16 protein-coding genes and 1 pseudogene are annotated in these 12,228 nt (G+C 58.1%); 12 read left to right on the top strand and 5 right to left on the bottom strand.

Annotated features, from left to right (window positions below; all coding sequences use genetic code 11):
- The first annotated feature begins 73 nt into the window (after positions 1 to 73).
- On the top strand, positions 74 to 1,444 hold the full coding sequence (locus ACTG2T_RS19710) for an L-serine ammonia-lyase (RefSeq protein WP_005336844.1): 1,371 nt from the start codon (positions 74 to 76) through the stop codon (positions 1,442 to 1,444).
- An 854-nt stretch (positions 1,445 to 2,298) separates the two neighbouring features.
- On the opposite strand, the gene ACTG2T_RS19705 is transcribed toward ACTG2T_RS19710, so the two are convergent.
- Complete coding sequence (locus ACTG2T_RS19705; protein ID WP_005360946.1) at positions 2,299 to 2,577, bottom strand: YcgL domain-containing protein; 279 nt, start codon at positions 2,575 to 2,577, stop codon at positions 2,299 to 2,301.
- Positions 2,578 to 2,684: 107 nt separating this feature from the next.
- Here ACTG2T_RS19705 and minC point away from each other — a divergent pair, with 107 nt between their 5' ends.
- From minC to mtgA, 5 genes and pseudogenes are all read left to right on the top strand, one after another.
- Positions 2,685 to 3,404: a septum site-determining protein MinC gene (minC, locus tag ACTG2T_RS19700; RefSeq protein WP_330124168.1), complete on the top strand. Its 720-nt coding sequence runs from the start codon at positions 2,685 to 2,687 to the stop codon at positions 3,402 to 3,404.
- 18 nt (positions 3,405 to 3,422) lie between these two features.
- Positions 3,423 to 4,234 (top strand): annotated as a pseudogene (gene minD, locus ACTG2T_RS19695) (septum site-determining protein MinD).
- A 2-nt stretch (positions 4,235 to 4,236) separates the two neighbouring features.
- Positions 4,237 to 4,503 (top strand): cell division topological specificity factor MinE, encoded by a 267-nt coding sequence (gene minE, locus ACTG2T_RS19690; protein ID WP_005336848.1) that lies wholly within the window; start codon positions 4,237 to 4,239, stop codon positions 4,501 to 4,503.
- A gap of 197 nt (positions 4,504 to 4,700) precedes the next feature.
- Positions 4,701 to 5,027, top strand: a complete 327-nt coding sequence (locus ACTG2T_RS19685; protein ID WP_005352317.1) for an HI1450 family dsDNA-mimic protein — start codon at positions 4,701 to 4,703, stop codon at positions 5,025 to 5,027.
- Entirely contained in the window at positions 5,012 to 5,803 is a 792-nt protein-coding gene (gene mtgA, locus ACTG2T_RS19680) for a monofunctional biosynthetic peptidoglycan transglycosylase (protein ID WP_439973812.1), read from the top strand. Before ACTG2T_RS19685 ends, mtgA begins: the two co-directional genes overlap by 16 nt.
- Positions 5,804 to 5,806: 3 nt before the next feature.
- Here mtgA and ACTG2T_RS19675 read toward each other — a convergent pair whose 3' ends face one another.
- Positions 5,807 to 5,935 (bottom strand): hypothetical protein, encoded by a 129-nt coding sequence (locus tag ACTG2T_RS19675; protein WP_019445852.1) that lies wholly within the window; start codon positions 5,933 to 5,935, stop codon positions 5,807 to 5,809.
- 147 nt (positions 5,936 to 6,082) lie between these two features.
- Here ACTG2T_RS19675 and ACTG2T_RS19670 point away from each other — a divergent pair, with 147 nt between their 5' ends.
- Positions 6,083 to 6,406: an HI1450 family dsDNA-mimic protein gene (locus ACTG2T_RS19670; RefSeq protein WP_005336851.1), complete on the top strand. Its 324-nt coding sequence runs from the start codon at positions 6,083 to 6,085 to the stop codon at positions 6,404 to 6,406.
- A 57-nt stretch (positions 6,407 to 6,463) separates the two neighbouring features.
- On the opposite strand, the gene ACTG2T_RS19665 is transcribed toward ACTG2T_RS19670, so the two are convergent.
- Both ACTG2T_RS19665 and ACTG2T_RS19660 read right to left on the bottom strand, forming a co-directional pair.
- A complete protein-coding gene (locus ACTG2T_RS19665) occupies positions 6,464 to 6,775 on the bottom strand; it encodes a DUF1289 domain-containing protein (RefSeq protein ID WP_107683055.1) in 312 nt (103 codons plus the stop codon).
- Between the two features lies 1 nt (position 6,776).
- A complete protein-coding gene (locus ACTG2T_RS19660; RefSeq protein ID WP_005336853.1) occupies positions 6,777 to 7,637 on the bottom strand; it encodes a CvfB family protein in 861 nt (286 codons plus the stop codon).
- 231 nt (positions 7,638 to 7,868) lie between these two features.
- Between ACTG2T_RS19660 and ACTG2T_RS19655 the strand changes: the two genes are divergently transcribed.
- From ACTG2T_RS19655 to ACTG2T_RS19640, 4 genes are all read left to right on the top strand, one after another.
- Complete coding sequence (locus ACTG2T_RS19655) at positions 7,869 to 9,083, top strand: UPF0149 family protein (RefSeq protein WP_330124167.1); 1,215 nt, start codon at positions 7,869 to 7,871, stop codon at positions 9,081 to 9,083.
- A 170-nt stretch (positions 9,084 to 9,253) separates the two neighbouring features.
- Positions 9,254 to 9,718, top strand: a complete 465-nt coding sequence (locus tag ACTG2T_RS19650) for a MarR family winged helix-turn-helix transcriptional regulator (RefSeq protein WP_005336856.1) — start codon at positions 9,254 to 9,256, stop codon at positions 9,716 to 9,718.
- Between the two features lie 2 nt (positions 9,719 to 9,720).
- A complete protein-coding gene (locus ACTG2T_RS19645) occupies positions 9,721 to 9,909 on the top strand; it encodes a DUF4250 domain-containing protein (protein WP_019445848.1) in 189 nt (62 codons plus the stop codon).
- A 163-nt stretch (positions 9,910 to 10,072) separates the two neighbouring features.
- Positions 10,073 to 10,252: a hypothetical protein gene (locus ACTG2T_RS19640; protein WP_005336860.1), complete on the top strand. Its 180-nt coding sequence runs from the start codon at positions 10,073 to 10,075 to the stop codon at positions 10,250 to 10,252.
- 199 nt (positions 10,253 to 10,451) lie between these two features.
- Here ACTG2T_RS19640 and ACTG2T_RS19635 read toward each other — a convergent pair whose 3' ends face one another.
- The gene (locus tag ACTG2T_RS19635) at positions 10,452 to 11,039 is read right to left on the bottom strand and encodes an FMN-dependent NADH-azoreductase (RefSeq protein WP_005352326.1); all 588 of its coding nucleotides are present in this window, start codon (positions 11,037 to 11,039) and stop codon (positions 10,452 to 10,454) included.
- A gap of 226 nt (positions 11,040 to 11,265) precedes the next feature.
- Here ACTG2T_RS19635 and ACTG2T_RS19630 point away from each other — a divergent pair, with 226 nt between their 5' ends.
- Positions 11,266 to 12,156, top strand: a complete 891-nt coding sequence (locus tag ACTG2T_RS19630) for a DMT family transporter (protein ID WP_100653666.1) — start codon at positions 11,266 to 11,268, stop codon at positions 12,154 to 12,156.
- Positions 12,157 to 12,228: the final 72 nt, after the last annotated feature.

The following is a 12,228-nucleotide window of genomic DNA, read 5'->3' as shown; positions in this document are numbered from 1 at the left end:
AGCGCGCTCCATGGATCTCCCAAATTTCTGTGAGTGGGCATGCCGCCCCCTTCTACCCTGAGGTAATAGTGACATGATCAGCGTTTTTGATATCTTCAAAATCGGTGTAGGCCCCTCTTCTTCCCACACTGTTGGCCCGATGAAAGCGGCCAAACAGTTTGTTGACGAGCTGCGCGCGGGCGGCAAGATCCGCGATGTAACCCGGATCAATGTCGATGTTTACGGCTCCCTCTCCTGGACTGGCAAAGGCCACCATACCGACACCGCCATCATCATGGGCCTGGCTGGCAACCTGCCGGAAAATGTCGATATCGATGCCATCCCCGAGTTTATCTCCCGTGTTGAACAGACCGAGCGCCTGCCGATCGGCCTGCACTGCCATACCGTCAGCTTCCCGCGTGACGCCATGGTATTCCACGACGAAGCCCTGCCGCTGCACGAAAACGGCATGAAGCTGACTGCCCTGATCGAAGATGAAGTGGTTTACAGCAAGACCTACTACTCCATCGGTGGTGGCTTCATCGTTGACGAAGAGAACTTCGGCAAGGCTGACAGCGGCGACATGTCCGTACGCTATCCGTTCAAGAGCGCCGCTGAGCTGGTTGCCCACTGCAGCCAGACCGGTCTCTCCATCTCTGCCCTGATGATGGAAAACGAGAAGTGCTTCAACACTCCGGAAGAGATCTACAAGAAGTTCGGCAAGATCTGGAACACCATGCGTGAAGGTATCGAGCGCGGCTGCCGTACCGAAGGTGTTCTCTCCGGTCCGCTGCGCGTACCCCGTCGTGCCGCACCGCTCTACCGTCAGCTCAACACCAACGAGAACCTCTCGAGCGACCCGATGAACATCGTTGACTGGGTCAACATGTTCGCTCTGGCCGTGAGTGAAGAGAATGCTGCCGGTGGCCGAGTGGTCACTGCCCCGACCAACGGCGCTGCCGGTATCATCCCGGCCGTACTGGCTTACTACGACAAGTTCATCCAGCCGGTTGGCCGTGACGAGTACACCCGTTTCTATCTGGCTGCCGGTGCCGTCGGCATCCTCTATAAGATGAACGCCTCCATCTCCGGCGCCGAAGTGGGCTGTCAGGGTGAAGTGGGTGTCTCCTGCTCCATGGCCGCTGCCGGTCTGACCGAGCTGATGGGCGGTAGCCCGGAGCATGTCTGTGAAGCCGCCGAGATCGGCATGGAGCACAACCTGGGTCTGACCTGTGATCCGGTTGCCGGTCAGGTACAGGTGCCTTGCATCGAGCGTAACGCCATCGCAGCCATGAAGGCAGTCAACGCCTCCCGTATGGCCCTGCGTCGTACCTCCAAGCCGCGCGTCTCCCTGGACAAGGTGATCGAGACCATGTACATCACCGGCAAGGACATGGACTCCAAGTACCGTGAAACCTCCCGTGGCGGTCTGGCCATCAAGGTGATGCAGGTTGCCTGCGAATAAATAAGGGTTACGACCCTCATCTGAACAAAGGCGGGATATCCCGCCTTTTTTATTGCCCGAATGGGATACTGGACACTTATACCGGCATACCGACCATTTCACTGTAGGGCGTCGCTGATATACCCTGCTACGCCACCGCAATGCGGATTGCCTTGTCTGCATACCTCTCTAATTACATACCTTGATTAACTCTTCTCAATGCATTGAGAGGGACATTACGCCCCTACATGAAACCTGTACCTGCTATCTTGCCCCGGTCACGATTCCACAACTAATCGATATCGAGATGGCCCCTCGGCTCAATATCCTCACCTTTGGTCATACCCTTGTTGGGCAAGACGCGGTTACCGCTCACCCTGCGGATTATCACGCCGCCACGAAAGTGCCACCTATGTGGCACTTTCGTGATCAGAGCAAACAATCAAGTACACAAACAGGGGGTTAGCTCATCACTGTGGTCACAGCGCATCGCGCAAACTGGTTTTAGCACCGTTATCATCGCCCTCTTTGCGCCCCATTTGATGGATAACTCATCGCGCAGTGGAGACAAAAAAAGCGCCTAAGGAAGGGGCTGAAAATAATCGATGAATGGGCCAATAGCCGTTGAAATCGAGGATATGAGAACGCGCCGCTCGCTATTTTTGTGAGCGCCTGCAAAGGTTGACGATATGGTGTTGGGAGCAGATTGACTTTCTATTTAAACAGCGAAAAGTGAATATCACCAAAGGGAGGGTTTAATTTGGCCAGATCCTGTCACGGGATTATCGCAGGCCACCTCTCCGGGGCCGGAATGCGTCATGCAGAGTCACAAAGAATTAGCCCCGCTGGGCAGAACGCACAGCGGGGCTGGATATTCAGGATGGTTTTTTCAGGCTGGCCTTGTGCTGCTCCAGCAAATTCTCGGGAGGCGGCGGCACCTGCAGGTAGAACCCCTGGTTGGTCAGCGCGGCCATCACCTTGCCGACATCAGCCAGTCCCAAGGGCTTGGCCGGATCCAGCTTGGTCATCAGCACCAGCTCGGGACGCCCGAATGCGCTCAGCAGTGGCTCGGGAACGCGGGAGAAATCCTCTCTTTTTTCAACAAAAAGGTAGGTCTCGGCTTTTTTGCGACTTTTATAGACTGCACACAACATGGAAATTGATATAATCCGACGAGTTTATTGCCTCTGATGGGGGCAAACTATAACATCAGGAATTGAATAACAATAACGGATTAGCATCTCTGCCTCGGGGAAGATTCATGGTTGAGCGCGATAACGAATTGAAAGGGACCACCTTCACTATTTCTGTGTTGCATATCAGCGATGGCGAGCCTGAGCGGATACGTCAGTTGTTGGCCGAAAAAGTGGCCCAGGCCCCCTACTTTTTTAATTGTGCGCCGCTGGTGATCAATGTTTCCCGACTGGAACATATTCCCGATTTCGAACAGCTCAAGGAGCTGGTGGAGTCCGAAGAGTTTGTGCTGGTCGGCATCACGGGGGCGCGCAGTGAAGAGATGAAGACAGCCGCCAAGGCGGTGGGACTGGCCGTGATGGCCTCGGGCAAGAGTCGCAAGAGCGAACCGGAACCCGAGCCTGCCCCAGTGCCAGCCGCCCCTGAGGTGGTTCCCGAGCCCGAACCCACCCCCTTGATCCCGAGCAAGGTACATGTGGGACCGGTTCGTTCCGGCCAGCAGATTTATGCCGCCGGCACCTCTCTGGTGGTGCTGGGGTCCGTCAGTCCGGGAGCTGAAGTGCTCGCCGACGACAGCATTCATATTTATGGCACCCTGCGTGGCAGAGCCATTGCCGGTGCCCGGGGAAACACCCAGGCCCGGATCTATTGCCAGCAATTACAGGCCGAGCTGCTCTCCATCGCGGGCACATTCCAGCTGAGCGATGCATTGCCGGCAGGCCTGATCCAGCAACCGGTACACGTCCGGCTGGACAACGAACAACTCCGAATAGACCGTATCAAATAGAGTTACAAGGAAGCGAGAATGGCGCGAATCATAGTCGTTACATCGGGTAAAGGTGGCGTTGGCAAGACCACAACCAGTGCGGCCCTGAGCACCGGCTTAGCCCAGCGTGGTCACAAGACAGTGGTCATTGACTTTGACATCGGTCTGAGAAATCTGGATCTCATCATGGGCTGCGAGCGGCGCGTGGTGTATGACTTCGTCAACGTCATCAATGGGGAAGCAAACCTCAATCAGGCGCTGATCAAGGACAAACGCTCGGAAAATCTGTTTATCCTGCCCGCCTCCCAGACCCGGGACAAAGATGCCCTCACCCGTGAGGGGGCGAGAAGATCCTGGATCAGCTGGCAGAGATGAAGTTCGATTACATCGTCTGCGACTCCCCGGCGGGGATCGAGGCGGGCGCACTGATGGCGCTCTATTTTGCCGACGAGGCGATCGTCACCACCAACCCGGAAGTCTCTTCCGTGCGTGACTCCGACCGCATCCTTGGCATCCTGGCCTCCAAGTCCCGCCGCGCCGAGCGTGGTGAAGACCCCATCAAGGAGCACCTGCTGCTGACCCGCTACTGCCCGACCCGCGTCAACCGCGGCGACATGCTGAGCGTGCAGGATGTACAGGAGATCCTGGCCATCCCGCTGCTCGGGGTGATCCCGGAGTCCCAGGCGGTGCTGCGCGCCTCCAACTCCGGCGAACCGGTCATTCTGGACAAGGAGTCCGATGCCGGTCAGGCCTACGAAGATGCGGTGTCCCGCCTGCTGGGCGATGCCAAGGAATTTCGTTTTCTGGAAGAAGAGAAGAAGGGCTTCTTTAGCCGACTGTTCGGGAGTTAAACATGTCATTATTGGATTATTTTCGTTCCAACAAGAAACAGAACACCGCACAACTGGCCAAAGAGCGGTTGCAGATCATTGTTGCTCACGAGCGTTCATCCAGAGGGGGGCCGGATTACCTGCCCCAGCTCAAGCAGGACATCCTCGATGTGATCCGCAAATACGTCAACATTGATCCGGAGAAGATAACCGTCCAACTGGATCAGAAGAGTGATGAGCTGTCGGTACTGGAGCTCAACATCACCTTCGCCGATGACAAGAAGGGATGAGCTGACGCCCTATGCGTGACCCCTTCCCCCAATGAAGACCGGATCCTGTCACTGGATCCGGTTTTTTATTGGCACAAAAACAGGTCACAGCGGCTCGCATCATCTCGCCAAGGGGTCTGCCGACCGCTAGAATAGCGCCGCCCCGCAGGCAGTGATCTGCGCTGGCACCTTTTTCTCTTTTCTGGAACAGACCGCTTATGTCTATGAATGACGAAATGCACAGCGTCGAGGAACTGCTCGATACCGCCCTCGAACTCTTTATGGAGCTGGCCTCCGACAACCTGCCGGAGCAGGAGATCGCCCGCTTCAATCAGGAGTTCAACGACCGCGGCCTGCTGGCCGAAACCGACCCGGCCGATGACTGGGAGGCGGACGTGGGTTTTGCCGTGAGCGATACCGACTATGCCGAGATCTGGGTAGGCCTTGGCAATGAAGAACAAGAGTATGAGCACCTGTTTGCCCGCATGCTGCTCTCCCGCCGTGTTGACGAGAAGTTCTGCCACATCGAATGGCTGCCCCAATAATTCCGGATCCCGATGATCCCAGCCACTATCAGTGGGAGTCTGGCCCTGACGCCGTGGCCCCCGTGCGCCCATCTGCATCCATTGGGCGCCGGGTGTTGAGGTGGGCAGGCAAGATCGCGCTGGCCGGGCTGCTCTGCTCGGTCGGCTCGGTCGCCTTGCTGCGTTTTATCGATCCGCCGATGTGGAGCTGGCGTATCGAGCGGGCCCTCTTTCCGCCCGCCAAAATCACCCAGGTACGCCATCAATGGGTAGATCTGGAGTCCATCTCCAAAGAGCTGCAACTGGCGGTGATCGCCGCCGAGGATCAGCGCTTTGCCGAGCACAACGGCTTTGACATGGATGCCATCAACGCGGCGCTCAAGCACAACCAGCACAGCGAACGGGTGCGCGGCGCCAGCACTCTCAGCCAGCAGACCGCCAAGAACCTCTTTATGTGGAGTGATCGCAGCTTCCTGCGCAAGGGGCTGGAGGCCTGGTTTACCCTGCTGATGGAGCTGGGTTGGGACAAGGCCCGCATTCTCGAGGTCTATCTCAATATCGTGGAGTTCGGCCCCGGCATCTATGGCGCCGAAGCCGCCGCCCGCACCTACTTTGGCAAACCGGCCAGCCGCTTGACCCGCTACGAGTCATCCCTGCTGGCCGCCGCCCTGCCCAATCCGTGGCGTTATCGGGTCAAGCCCCCTTCACCCTATGTGCAGAAGCGCTCGGTCTGGATCCGCCGTCAAATGGGTCAACTGGGTCAGATCACCCTCAATCGGGTGCATCAGGCCGACTGATCCTCAGGGCTCATCGGGTTTCTCCGGTGGGCCCAGATGGCCGCCCACCGTCTCGCGGTGGAGTGGCAGATAGTGCCACCACCAGGCCTCGCGCCGTCGCTTGATCTGTTGCCGCCGTCCCCGCTGCTTCATCCCCTTACTCCCTGCCAGATGATCCGCGCCTTAACCATACTCCCCCAACGGCAACTTGGACAGGCCAGCCACGCCCGGCGCACTGGTCTGGCCGCCACAGCCAATAATTGTTACAGTAGCGAACCTCGATGTATCTGGAGTGATTTCATGGAACAGCGTACCCCGGATCAGCTGGTCGAATGGGCCTATGATCAGTTTCTTGAGCAGGCCGCCGATATGCTGGCCCCCGAACAAATAGTCGACATCACCCTGGAGTTTGAGCAGCGTGGCGCCGTGGAGGCAACCTTGCCCAATGCCGACTGGTCGACCGAGCTGGGTGAGCCGGTCGATATGGAGCGCTGGGTCGAAGTGTGGGTCGGTTTGCTGGATCATCAGGATGAGTTTGAGGTGATCTTCGCCACCTTCCTGCTGCCCCGTCTGTTGACCGAAGATCAAGTGCATGTGCGCTGGCATCGCCAGCAGCAGGCATAAAAAAGGCGCCATCGGCGCCTTTCTTGTTTCTGTATTCTCTTTTATTTCTGCTCTCTGCTAATCCTGCGCCGCGATGGCCTTGGCCAGACAGCGGCGGCACCAGCAAGCGCTGGCCTCCTGCATCGGCAATACCGGCAACTGGCTGCACCAGCACTGCGCAATAGTCTGACCGGCAGAGACGGCGCAATAGGCCGGTTCGCCACAACCCGGACAGCAGTGGGTGCTTTTCGAGCCATTCAGCTCGGCCATCACCGCCAGCTGGGCCTTGCTATCCATCGCCGACCAGTGGCCGATCTCGCTCAGGGTGCGGCCACAACCAAGGCAAAGCCCATCTTTCGCCTTGCAGAGGCCAACACAGGGGCTCGGCATCTTATTCGCTATCCACGGCCGAGTCGGTCTCTGTGGCCACCAGAGTGATGGCGTTATCTTCGATGACGATCTTGCCCTGCTTGTAGAGGCCGCCGATCGCCTTCTTGAAGGTACCCTTGCTCATGCTGAACAGCTTGTAGATGAGCTCGGGTTCGCTCTTGTCACCCACCGCCAGACTGCCGCCCTGCTTTTTCATCCGGCTCAGAATGCGCTCACCAGCGTCATCAACCCGCGCCAGACCCGGCTTTTGCAGGGTCAGATCGAGCTTGCCATCCTCGCGCACCTGCTTGACCCAGGCGGTTTGCGGCCGACCGGTCATCACTCGGCCAAACACTTCGTTCTTGAACAGCATGCCGGGATACTGACCGTTGACGATCACCTTGATGCCAAGGGGCGAGTGCTCCCCCGGTAGCGCGGTCACTTCGTCACCAACCTTGAAGTTGCTGCCGGCCGGGGTCAGGAAACGCTCGATGCGGCTGGTGCCGACCATGCGCCCTTCGTTATCCAGTTGCAGACGCACTAGATAAACGTGGCCCACCTGCATCGGCTTGTTCTGCTCGCGGCTGGGCACAAACAGATCCTTTTTCATGCCCCAGTCGAGGAAGGCACCAATCTTGTTGGCATTGACCACTTTCAGACCGGCAAATTCGTCCACCATGGCAAATGGCTTGTCGGTGGTGATCACCGGCTCGCAATCGGCATCCAGATAGAGGAAGACCTGCACGCTATCCCCCTCTTTCACCCCTTCCGGCAGTTGACGCTTGGGCAGCAGCAGTTCACCGTACTCATCGGCCGCAAGCCAGGCGCCACGGTCTTCGAGTTCAACAACGGTGAGGGTGTTCATCTTGCCAATCTGTATCATGGTGCTCTCTTTTTTCATTACCCGGATGGGCCAACTGAACATGGCCCCTATGGGCGCGCATGTTACCTCAAGAGCGGTGATCCGGCCTAGTCCCCAAGCCACCACGAGCCGCCCTTTCGCCCTTATCTTATCCGCCAATGGTGATTAAATCGCCAAACAGGCGGCCATTTGCTGCAAATAACCCCACTTTTAGGTAGACTTCGCGGCTGTTCAAATCCAGAGGAACTGTCGATGAACCCATCCACTCGTACCCGCCATCTTAATCAATGGATCCAGAGCCACAGCGATCAGGACATGACCTACCCGGCCCTGCACGGTTTTCTCTGTGCTCGTCTGGTGGGGCCGGAAAGCCCTGACTGGCAAAGCCCGCTGGCTGGTCTGCTGGAACAGGATGCCGAGTTGGATGAAAAAAGCGCAGAAGCCCTCAACCACCTGATCGCCGAGCTGGAATCCCAAGCCGACGACGCCCAGCTGGCCCTGCCCAGCCAGTGCCGCCTGCCCAGCGATAACCCCGAGCAGGTGTTCGAACAGAGCCACCCCCTCGGTCAATGGTGTTATGGCTTCAGCATGGGTTTTGCCACCTGGCCCAAGCCGAAGGATTTGAACGACCCGACCACCCAGTACCGCTTCAGTCTGGCCGCAGAGCTGAGCCTGTTTCGCGACAAGCAGATGGCCCAGATGCTCTATAGCGCCGCCGCCAGCGAACTCCCCTTTGTCGAGTTCTGCAAACGACAGCGCCAGAACATGAAAACCGCCCTCAACCAGTTGCTCAACCTCGACCAGTATCAGGCCACCCCCAGTGCCGATGTGGTCCTCAATGGCGAGCAGGCCCAACAGTGGCAGACCTGGTTCGAGCTGGCCGACAGCTGCCGCGATCATCAGGCCCGCCTCGGCTGGTTCGAGAAGATCATCGCCGATGCCACTCCGCTCTTTGACGACGCCTTCTGGCAGCAAATCGCCGGCCACGGCTGGAGTGCCCCCGAGCTGCGTCCTCTGCTGGCCGCCAGAGCCGGCCGCGCCGACTGCCTGCTGCGCCTTGGCAAGCTGGGCGAGGCCAAAGCGGAGTATCTGGCGCTGCTGACAATCTGCATGGCCGATGAGCTGGGTTGCCGCTACAACCTCTCCACCCTCTATGCACTGCAAGGGGATTGGCAGGCGTTGGCCACCCTGCTGGTGCGCTTCGATGAAGCCTCCAGCTGGTTGCTCTACAACAAGGCGCTGATGGTCTTTGCCACCGAGGGTGCCGAGGCAGCCAAGCCCCATCTGCTGGTCGCCATCGAGGCCAACCCGCACATTCCGGCCTGCCTGCTGGGTCAGCGCAAGCTGCCCAAACAGGAGCCACAAAGCTGGCAAGCAGGCAGCCGCGACGAGGCCGCACTCTACGCTATCCACACTCGCGAGGCCTGGCTCAAGCAGAACGCCCTCATCTGGTTGCGTAAAGGCTGAACAGCGTTGGCTTAAAATCCCGTCGGTCAGACCCGGTTTTTCCTTGAGGGCGTGCGCCACCGCACATTTCATCGCAGCCGGGTCAGACAAATCAGCTTGAGTTTCGTATCATCAATGTCAAAGTATCAAAAGAAACTGCATCTGATGCAGCCGTCACAGCAGGGTGTAATATGTCAAAAATCATAGCGTTACTCGCTCACTACCCGCCCTATCAGTTGGTACATGCCGCCGAGATGCTACGGGATACCTTCGAACAGTTTTATGAGCAGCGTTACCAGCTGACCGTGCCGCAGTGGCGCCTGATGATGGTGCTCGGCCCCAACTACCCCATCAGTCAGAAAGAGCTGGTCGAGGCGAGCGGCATGGACAAGGTGCGCATCTCCCGCGAGATCCGCCGTCTGGTCGAAAAAGGGATCATCTTTACCGAGAGCAGCGAGCAGGACAAACGCATCAGCCTGGTCTCCCTCACCAATGCCGGGCTCGCCCTCTTCCTGCAGCTCAAGAGTGAAGCGGGCAGCTGGCAACACACCCTGACCGACTATCTGCCTAGCGAATCCCGCGAGGCGATCCGCCAGCATCTGCACAGCGTCAGCGCCGCCATTGAGCAACTGCAATCACTGGATCGGGAGAAGTAATCATGGACTTGAAGAAGTTCGCCACCATGGACATCAACATGCTGCTGAGCGTCGTCAATATGCAACTGCGTGATCGCTATGACGATCTGGATGATCTCTGCAAGGCGCAGGAGATCGATCAGGCAGCACTGGAAGCTCGCCTCGCCAGCGGCGATTTTCACTACCAGCCAGCGCAGAAACAGTTCAGATAAAGAGAGCTAGCGGGATCGGGATCACAGCGCCAGTGATGGCGCTGGCTCTGCGGTAAAAACCTGATATGGTCTGAAGAGCCCCAACAGGGTGATGCACGGATACATCACCCTGTCACAAGAGGGCATTAAAATCGTTTCAGGTGAGCAAACCAAGGATGACCCCATGATATTGATGACCCGACAGAGCCTGTTGATCACGCTCTGTACCCTGTTGATGATCAGCCTCTTCACGCCCCACTTGCCGCAAAGTACCGAACAGTGGCTGACCACCCTCTTGCTTGGCCTGCTGGTCGCGGTGGCATTGCTGCTGGTGCGTGGTTGTCGTCGCTTTATGATGGAGTAGCGATTTCGCCGGAACGTCTATACCGACCGCTTGCCGCGATACTCTCTGTAGCATTACGGTCTTGTTGCAATAACGTCTGTCGCAATCACACCAAGCCAAAAAACAAACGCAGCCTGATGGCTGCGTTCTTGTATCTGGCGGGGCAACCCCTTGAAGAGATAACCCCTGACGGTATAGATAGCCCTTATAGAGAGAGCCCTTAGATAGCCAGAGCCTCAAGCTGCGCTTTGGCCGCTTCCATCCCCTTGCTCTGGGCATCCGGGCCCATACCCATCCCCTCGGCGTAGATGAAATCCACCTCTTTGATACCGATGAAACCGAGCACGGTACGCATGTAGGGAGTGACCAGATCGGTGGCGCTGCCGACGTGCATGCCGCCGCGGGGGCTGATCACCAGCGCACGGGTATTTTCAACCATACCCACCGGACCGGTCTCGGTGTAGCGGAAGGTGACGCCAGCGCGAGCCACCAGATCGATCCAGTTTTTCAGCTGGGTCGGGATGTTGAAGTTGTACATGGGGGCCGCAATTACCACCAAGTCGCTCGCCTTGAGCTCGGCGATCAGCTCGTCAGACTGGGCGATCACCGCCAGTTGACGTTCATTGAGGTTGTCACCACCGCGCAGGCCGGAGGCCAGCTCGCCATCCAGCACCGGCAGGTTGAGTGCTGCCAGATCACGCACGGTGACGGCATCATCCTGATGGTCAGCCAGGAAGCCGTCGATCAGGGCGTTGGATTGGGAATATTGACCCAGGATGCTGGATTTGAGTACGAGGATATTGGCCATGGTGAAACTCCATTTGGTTGTCGGTTGAACAGCGTTGCTGTCGATGGAGGTCACTCTAAACATTGCGCTTATTTGCTGATAGCGAAAATAGATGCTCAACTTGTTCAAATTTTTTGATGCAAGGCCACTTCCTCGCCAGCCAGCCTTGCGGCCGCGCTTCAACCCTTGGCAGAACAAACGATTGCCGTTATGATCCGCCGCACTTTTTTCCAGCGACCCGGATCCCATGATACCCTCGCGCAGGCACTCTCCTCTGGCCGGTGCAGTCTGGATGATGGTGGCAGGACTCTGCTTCGCCGCCGTCAACAGCCTAAGCCAGTATGTCAGCTTCAAGCTTGGCCTCCCATCGACCCAAGTCGCTTTTCATCAATACCTGATCGCCCTGATCTGCCTGCTGCCCTGGCTGGTTCGTCATGGCCTGCGCCAATCCCTGATGACCAATCAGTTCCGGTTGCACCTGTTGCGGGTATTGCTGGCGGTGATCGGCATCCAGCTCTGGCTCTGGGCACTGGCGTACCCCGTCCCCATCTGGCAGGGGATTGCTCTGCTGATGACCTCACCGCTGTTTGCCACTCTGGGCTCCGCCCTGCTGCTCAAGGAGCAGGTGAGCCGCGCCCGCATTCTGGCCACCCTGGCGGGCTTTGCCGGCGCCATGCTGATCCTCGCCCCCTGGACTGACGAATTCAACTGGGCCTCTCTGCTGCCGGTGGCGGCGGCGCTGTTCTGGGCAGGTTACTCCCTGATGGTGCGCTATCAGGCGGCCAACGAATCATCCCACACCATAGTGGTGTATCTGCTTATCTTCAGTACCCCGTTCAACGTCATGCTGGCCCTGCCGGAGTGGCAGTGGCCAAGCGAGAGCCAGTGGCTGCTGGTTGCCGCCTCCGGCGTGCTGACGGCACTGGCCCAGATGTCCATCGCCCGCGCTTACAGCGTGGCGGAGGCCTCCTTCGTACAACCTTTCGATTTTGCCAAGCTGCCGATGAACGTGCTGGCGGGCTGGCTGGTATTTGGCTGGGCGCCCCCCGGCCGTCTGTGGCTTGGCGCCGCCATCATCATTGGCGCCATTACCTTGCTGACCCATCTGGAGCAGCGCGCTCACAAACCCGTTTCCTGAGGTACGCCATGCGTGCCTCTTTTTTTGTCCGCTATTTGTGTAATAGCGATCATCAACAATGACCATCGACAT

Origin of the sequence: Aeromonas sp. 75A (assembly GCF_051919425.1) — a bacterium.
Lineage (GTDB): Bacteria > Pseudomonadota > Gammaproteobacteria > Enterobacterales > Aeromonadaceae > Aeromonas > Aeromonas veronii.
Note: the sequence above shows the minus strand (reverse complement) of the source record. Positions and strands in the feature narration are given on the sequence as shown.

Coding starts and splice junctions, on each gene's coding strand:
- ACTG2T_RS19710 (WP_005336844.1), top strand. CDS start 74: ATGATCAGCGTTTTTGATATCTTCAAAATCGGTGTAGGCCCCTCTTCT.
- ACTG2T_RS19705 (WP_005360946.1), bottom strand. CDS start 2,577: ATGTTGTGTGCAGTCTATAAAAGTCGCAAAAAAGCCGAGACCTACCTT.
- minC (WP_330124168.1), top strand. CDS start 2,685: ATGGTTGAGCGCGATAACGAATTGAAAGGGACCACCTTCACTATTTCT.
- minE (WP_005336848.1), top strand. CDS start 4,237: ATGTCATTATTGGATTATTTTCGTTCCAACAAGAAACAGAACACCGCA.
- ACTG2T_RS19685 (WP_005352317.1), top strand. CDS start 4,701: ATGTCTATGAATGACGAAATGCACAGCGTCGAGGAACTGCTCGATACC.
- mtgA (WP_439973812.1), top strand. CDS start 5,012: ATGGCTGCCCCAATAATTCCGGATCCCGATGATCCCAGCCACTATCAG.
- ACTG2T_RS19675 (WP_019445852.1), bottom strand. CDS start 5,935: ATGAAGCAGCGGGGACGGCGGCAACAGATCAAGCGACGGCGCGAGGCC.
- ACTG2T_RS19670 (WP_005336851.1), top strand. CDS start 6,083: ATGGAACAGCGTACCCCGGATCAGCTGGTCGAATGGGCCTATGATCAG.
- ACTG2T_RS19665 (WP_107683055.1), bottom strand. CDS start 6,775: ATGCCGAGCCCCTGTGTTGGCCTCTGCAAGGCGAAAGATGGGCTTTGC.
- ACTG2T_RS19660 (WP_005336853.1), bottom strand. CDS start 7,637: ATGATACAGATTGGCAAGATGAACACCCTCACCGTTGTTGAACTCGAA.
- ACTG2T_RS19655 (WP_330124167.1), top strand. CDS start 7,869: ATGAACCCATCCACTCGTACCCGCCATCTTAATCAATGGATCCAGAGC.
- ACTG2T_RS19650 (WP_005336856.1), top strand. CDS start 9,254: ATGTCAAAAATCATAGCGTTACTCGCTCACTACCCGCCCTATCAGTTG.
- ACTG2T_RS19645 (WP_019445848.1), top strand. CDS start 9,721: ATGGACTTGAAGAAGTTCGCCACCATGGACATCAACATGCTGCTGAGC.
- ACTG2T_RS19640 (WP_005336860.1), top strand. CDS start 10,073: ATGATATTGATGACCCGACAGAGCCTGTTGATCACGCTCTGTACCCTG.
- ACTG2T_RS19635 (WP_005352326.1), bottom strand. CDS start 11,039: ATGGCCAATATCCTCGTACTCAAATCCAGCATCCTGGGTCAATATTCC.
- ACTG2T_RS19630 (WP_100653666.1), top strand. CDS start 11,266: ATGATACCCTCGCGCAGGCACTCTCCTCTGGCCGGTGCAGTCTGGATG.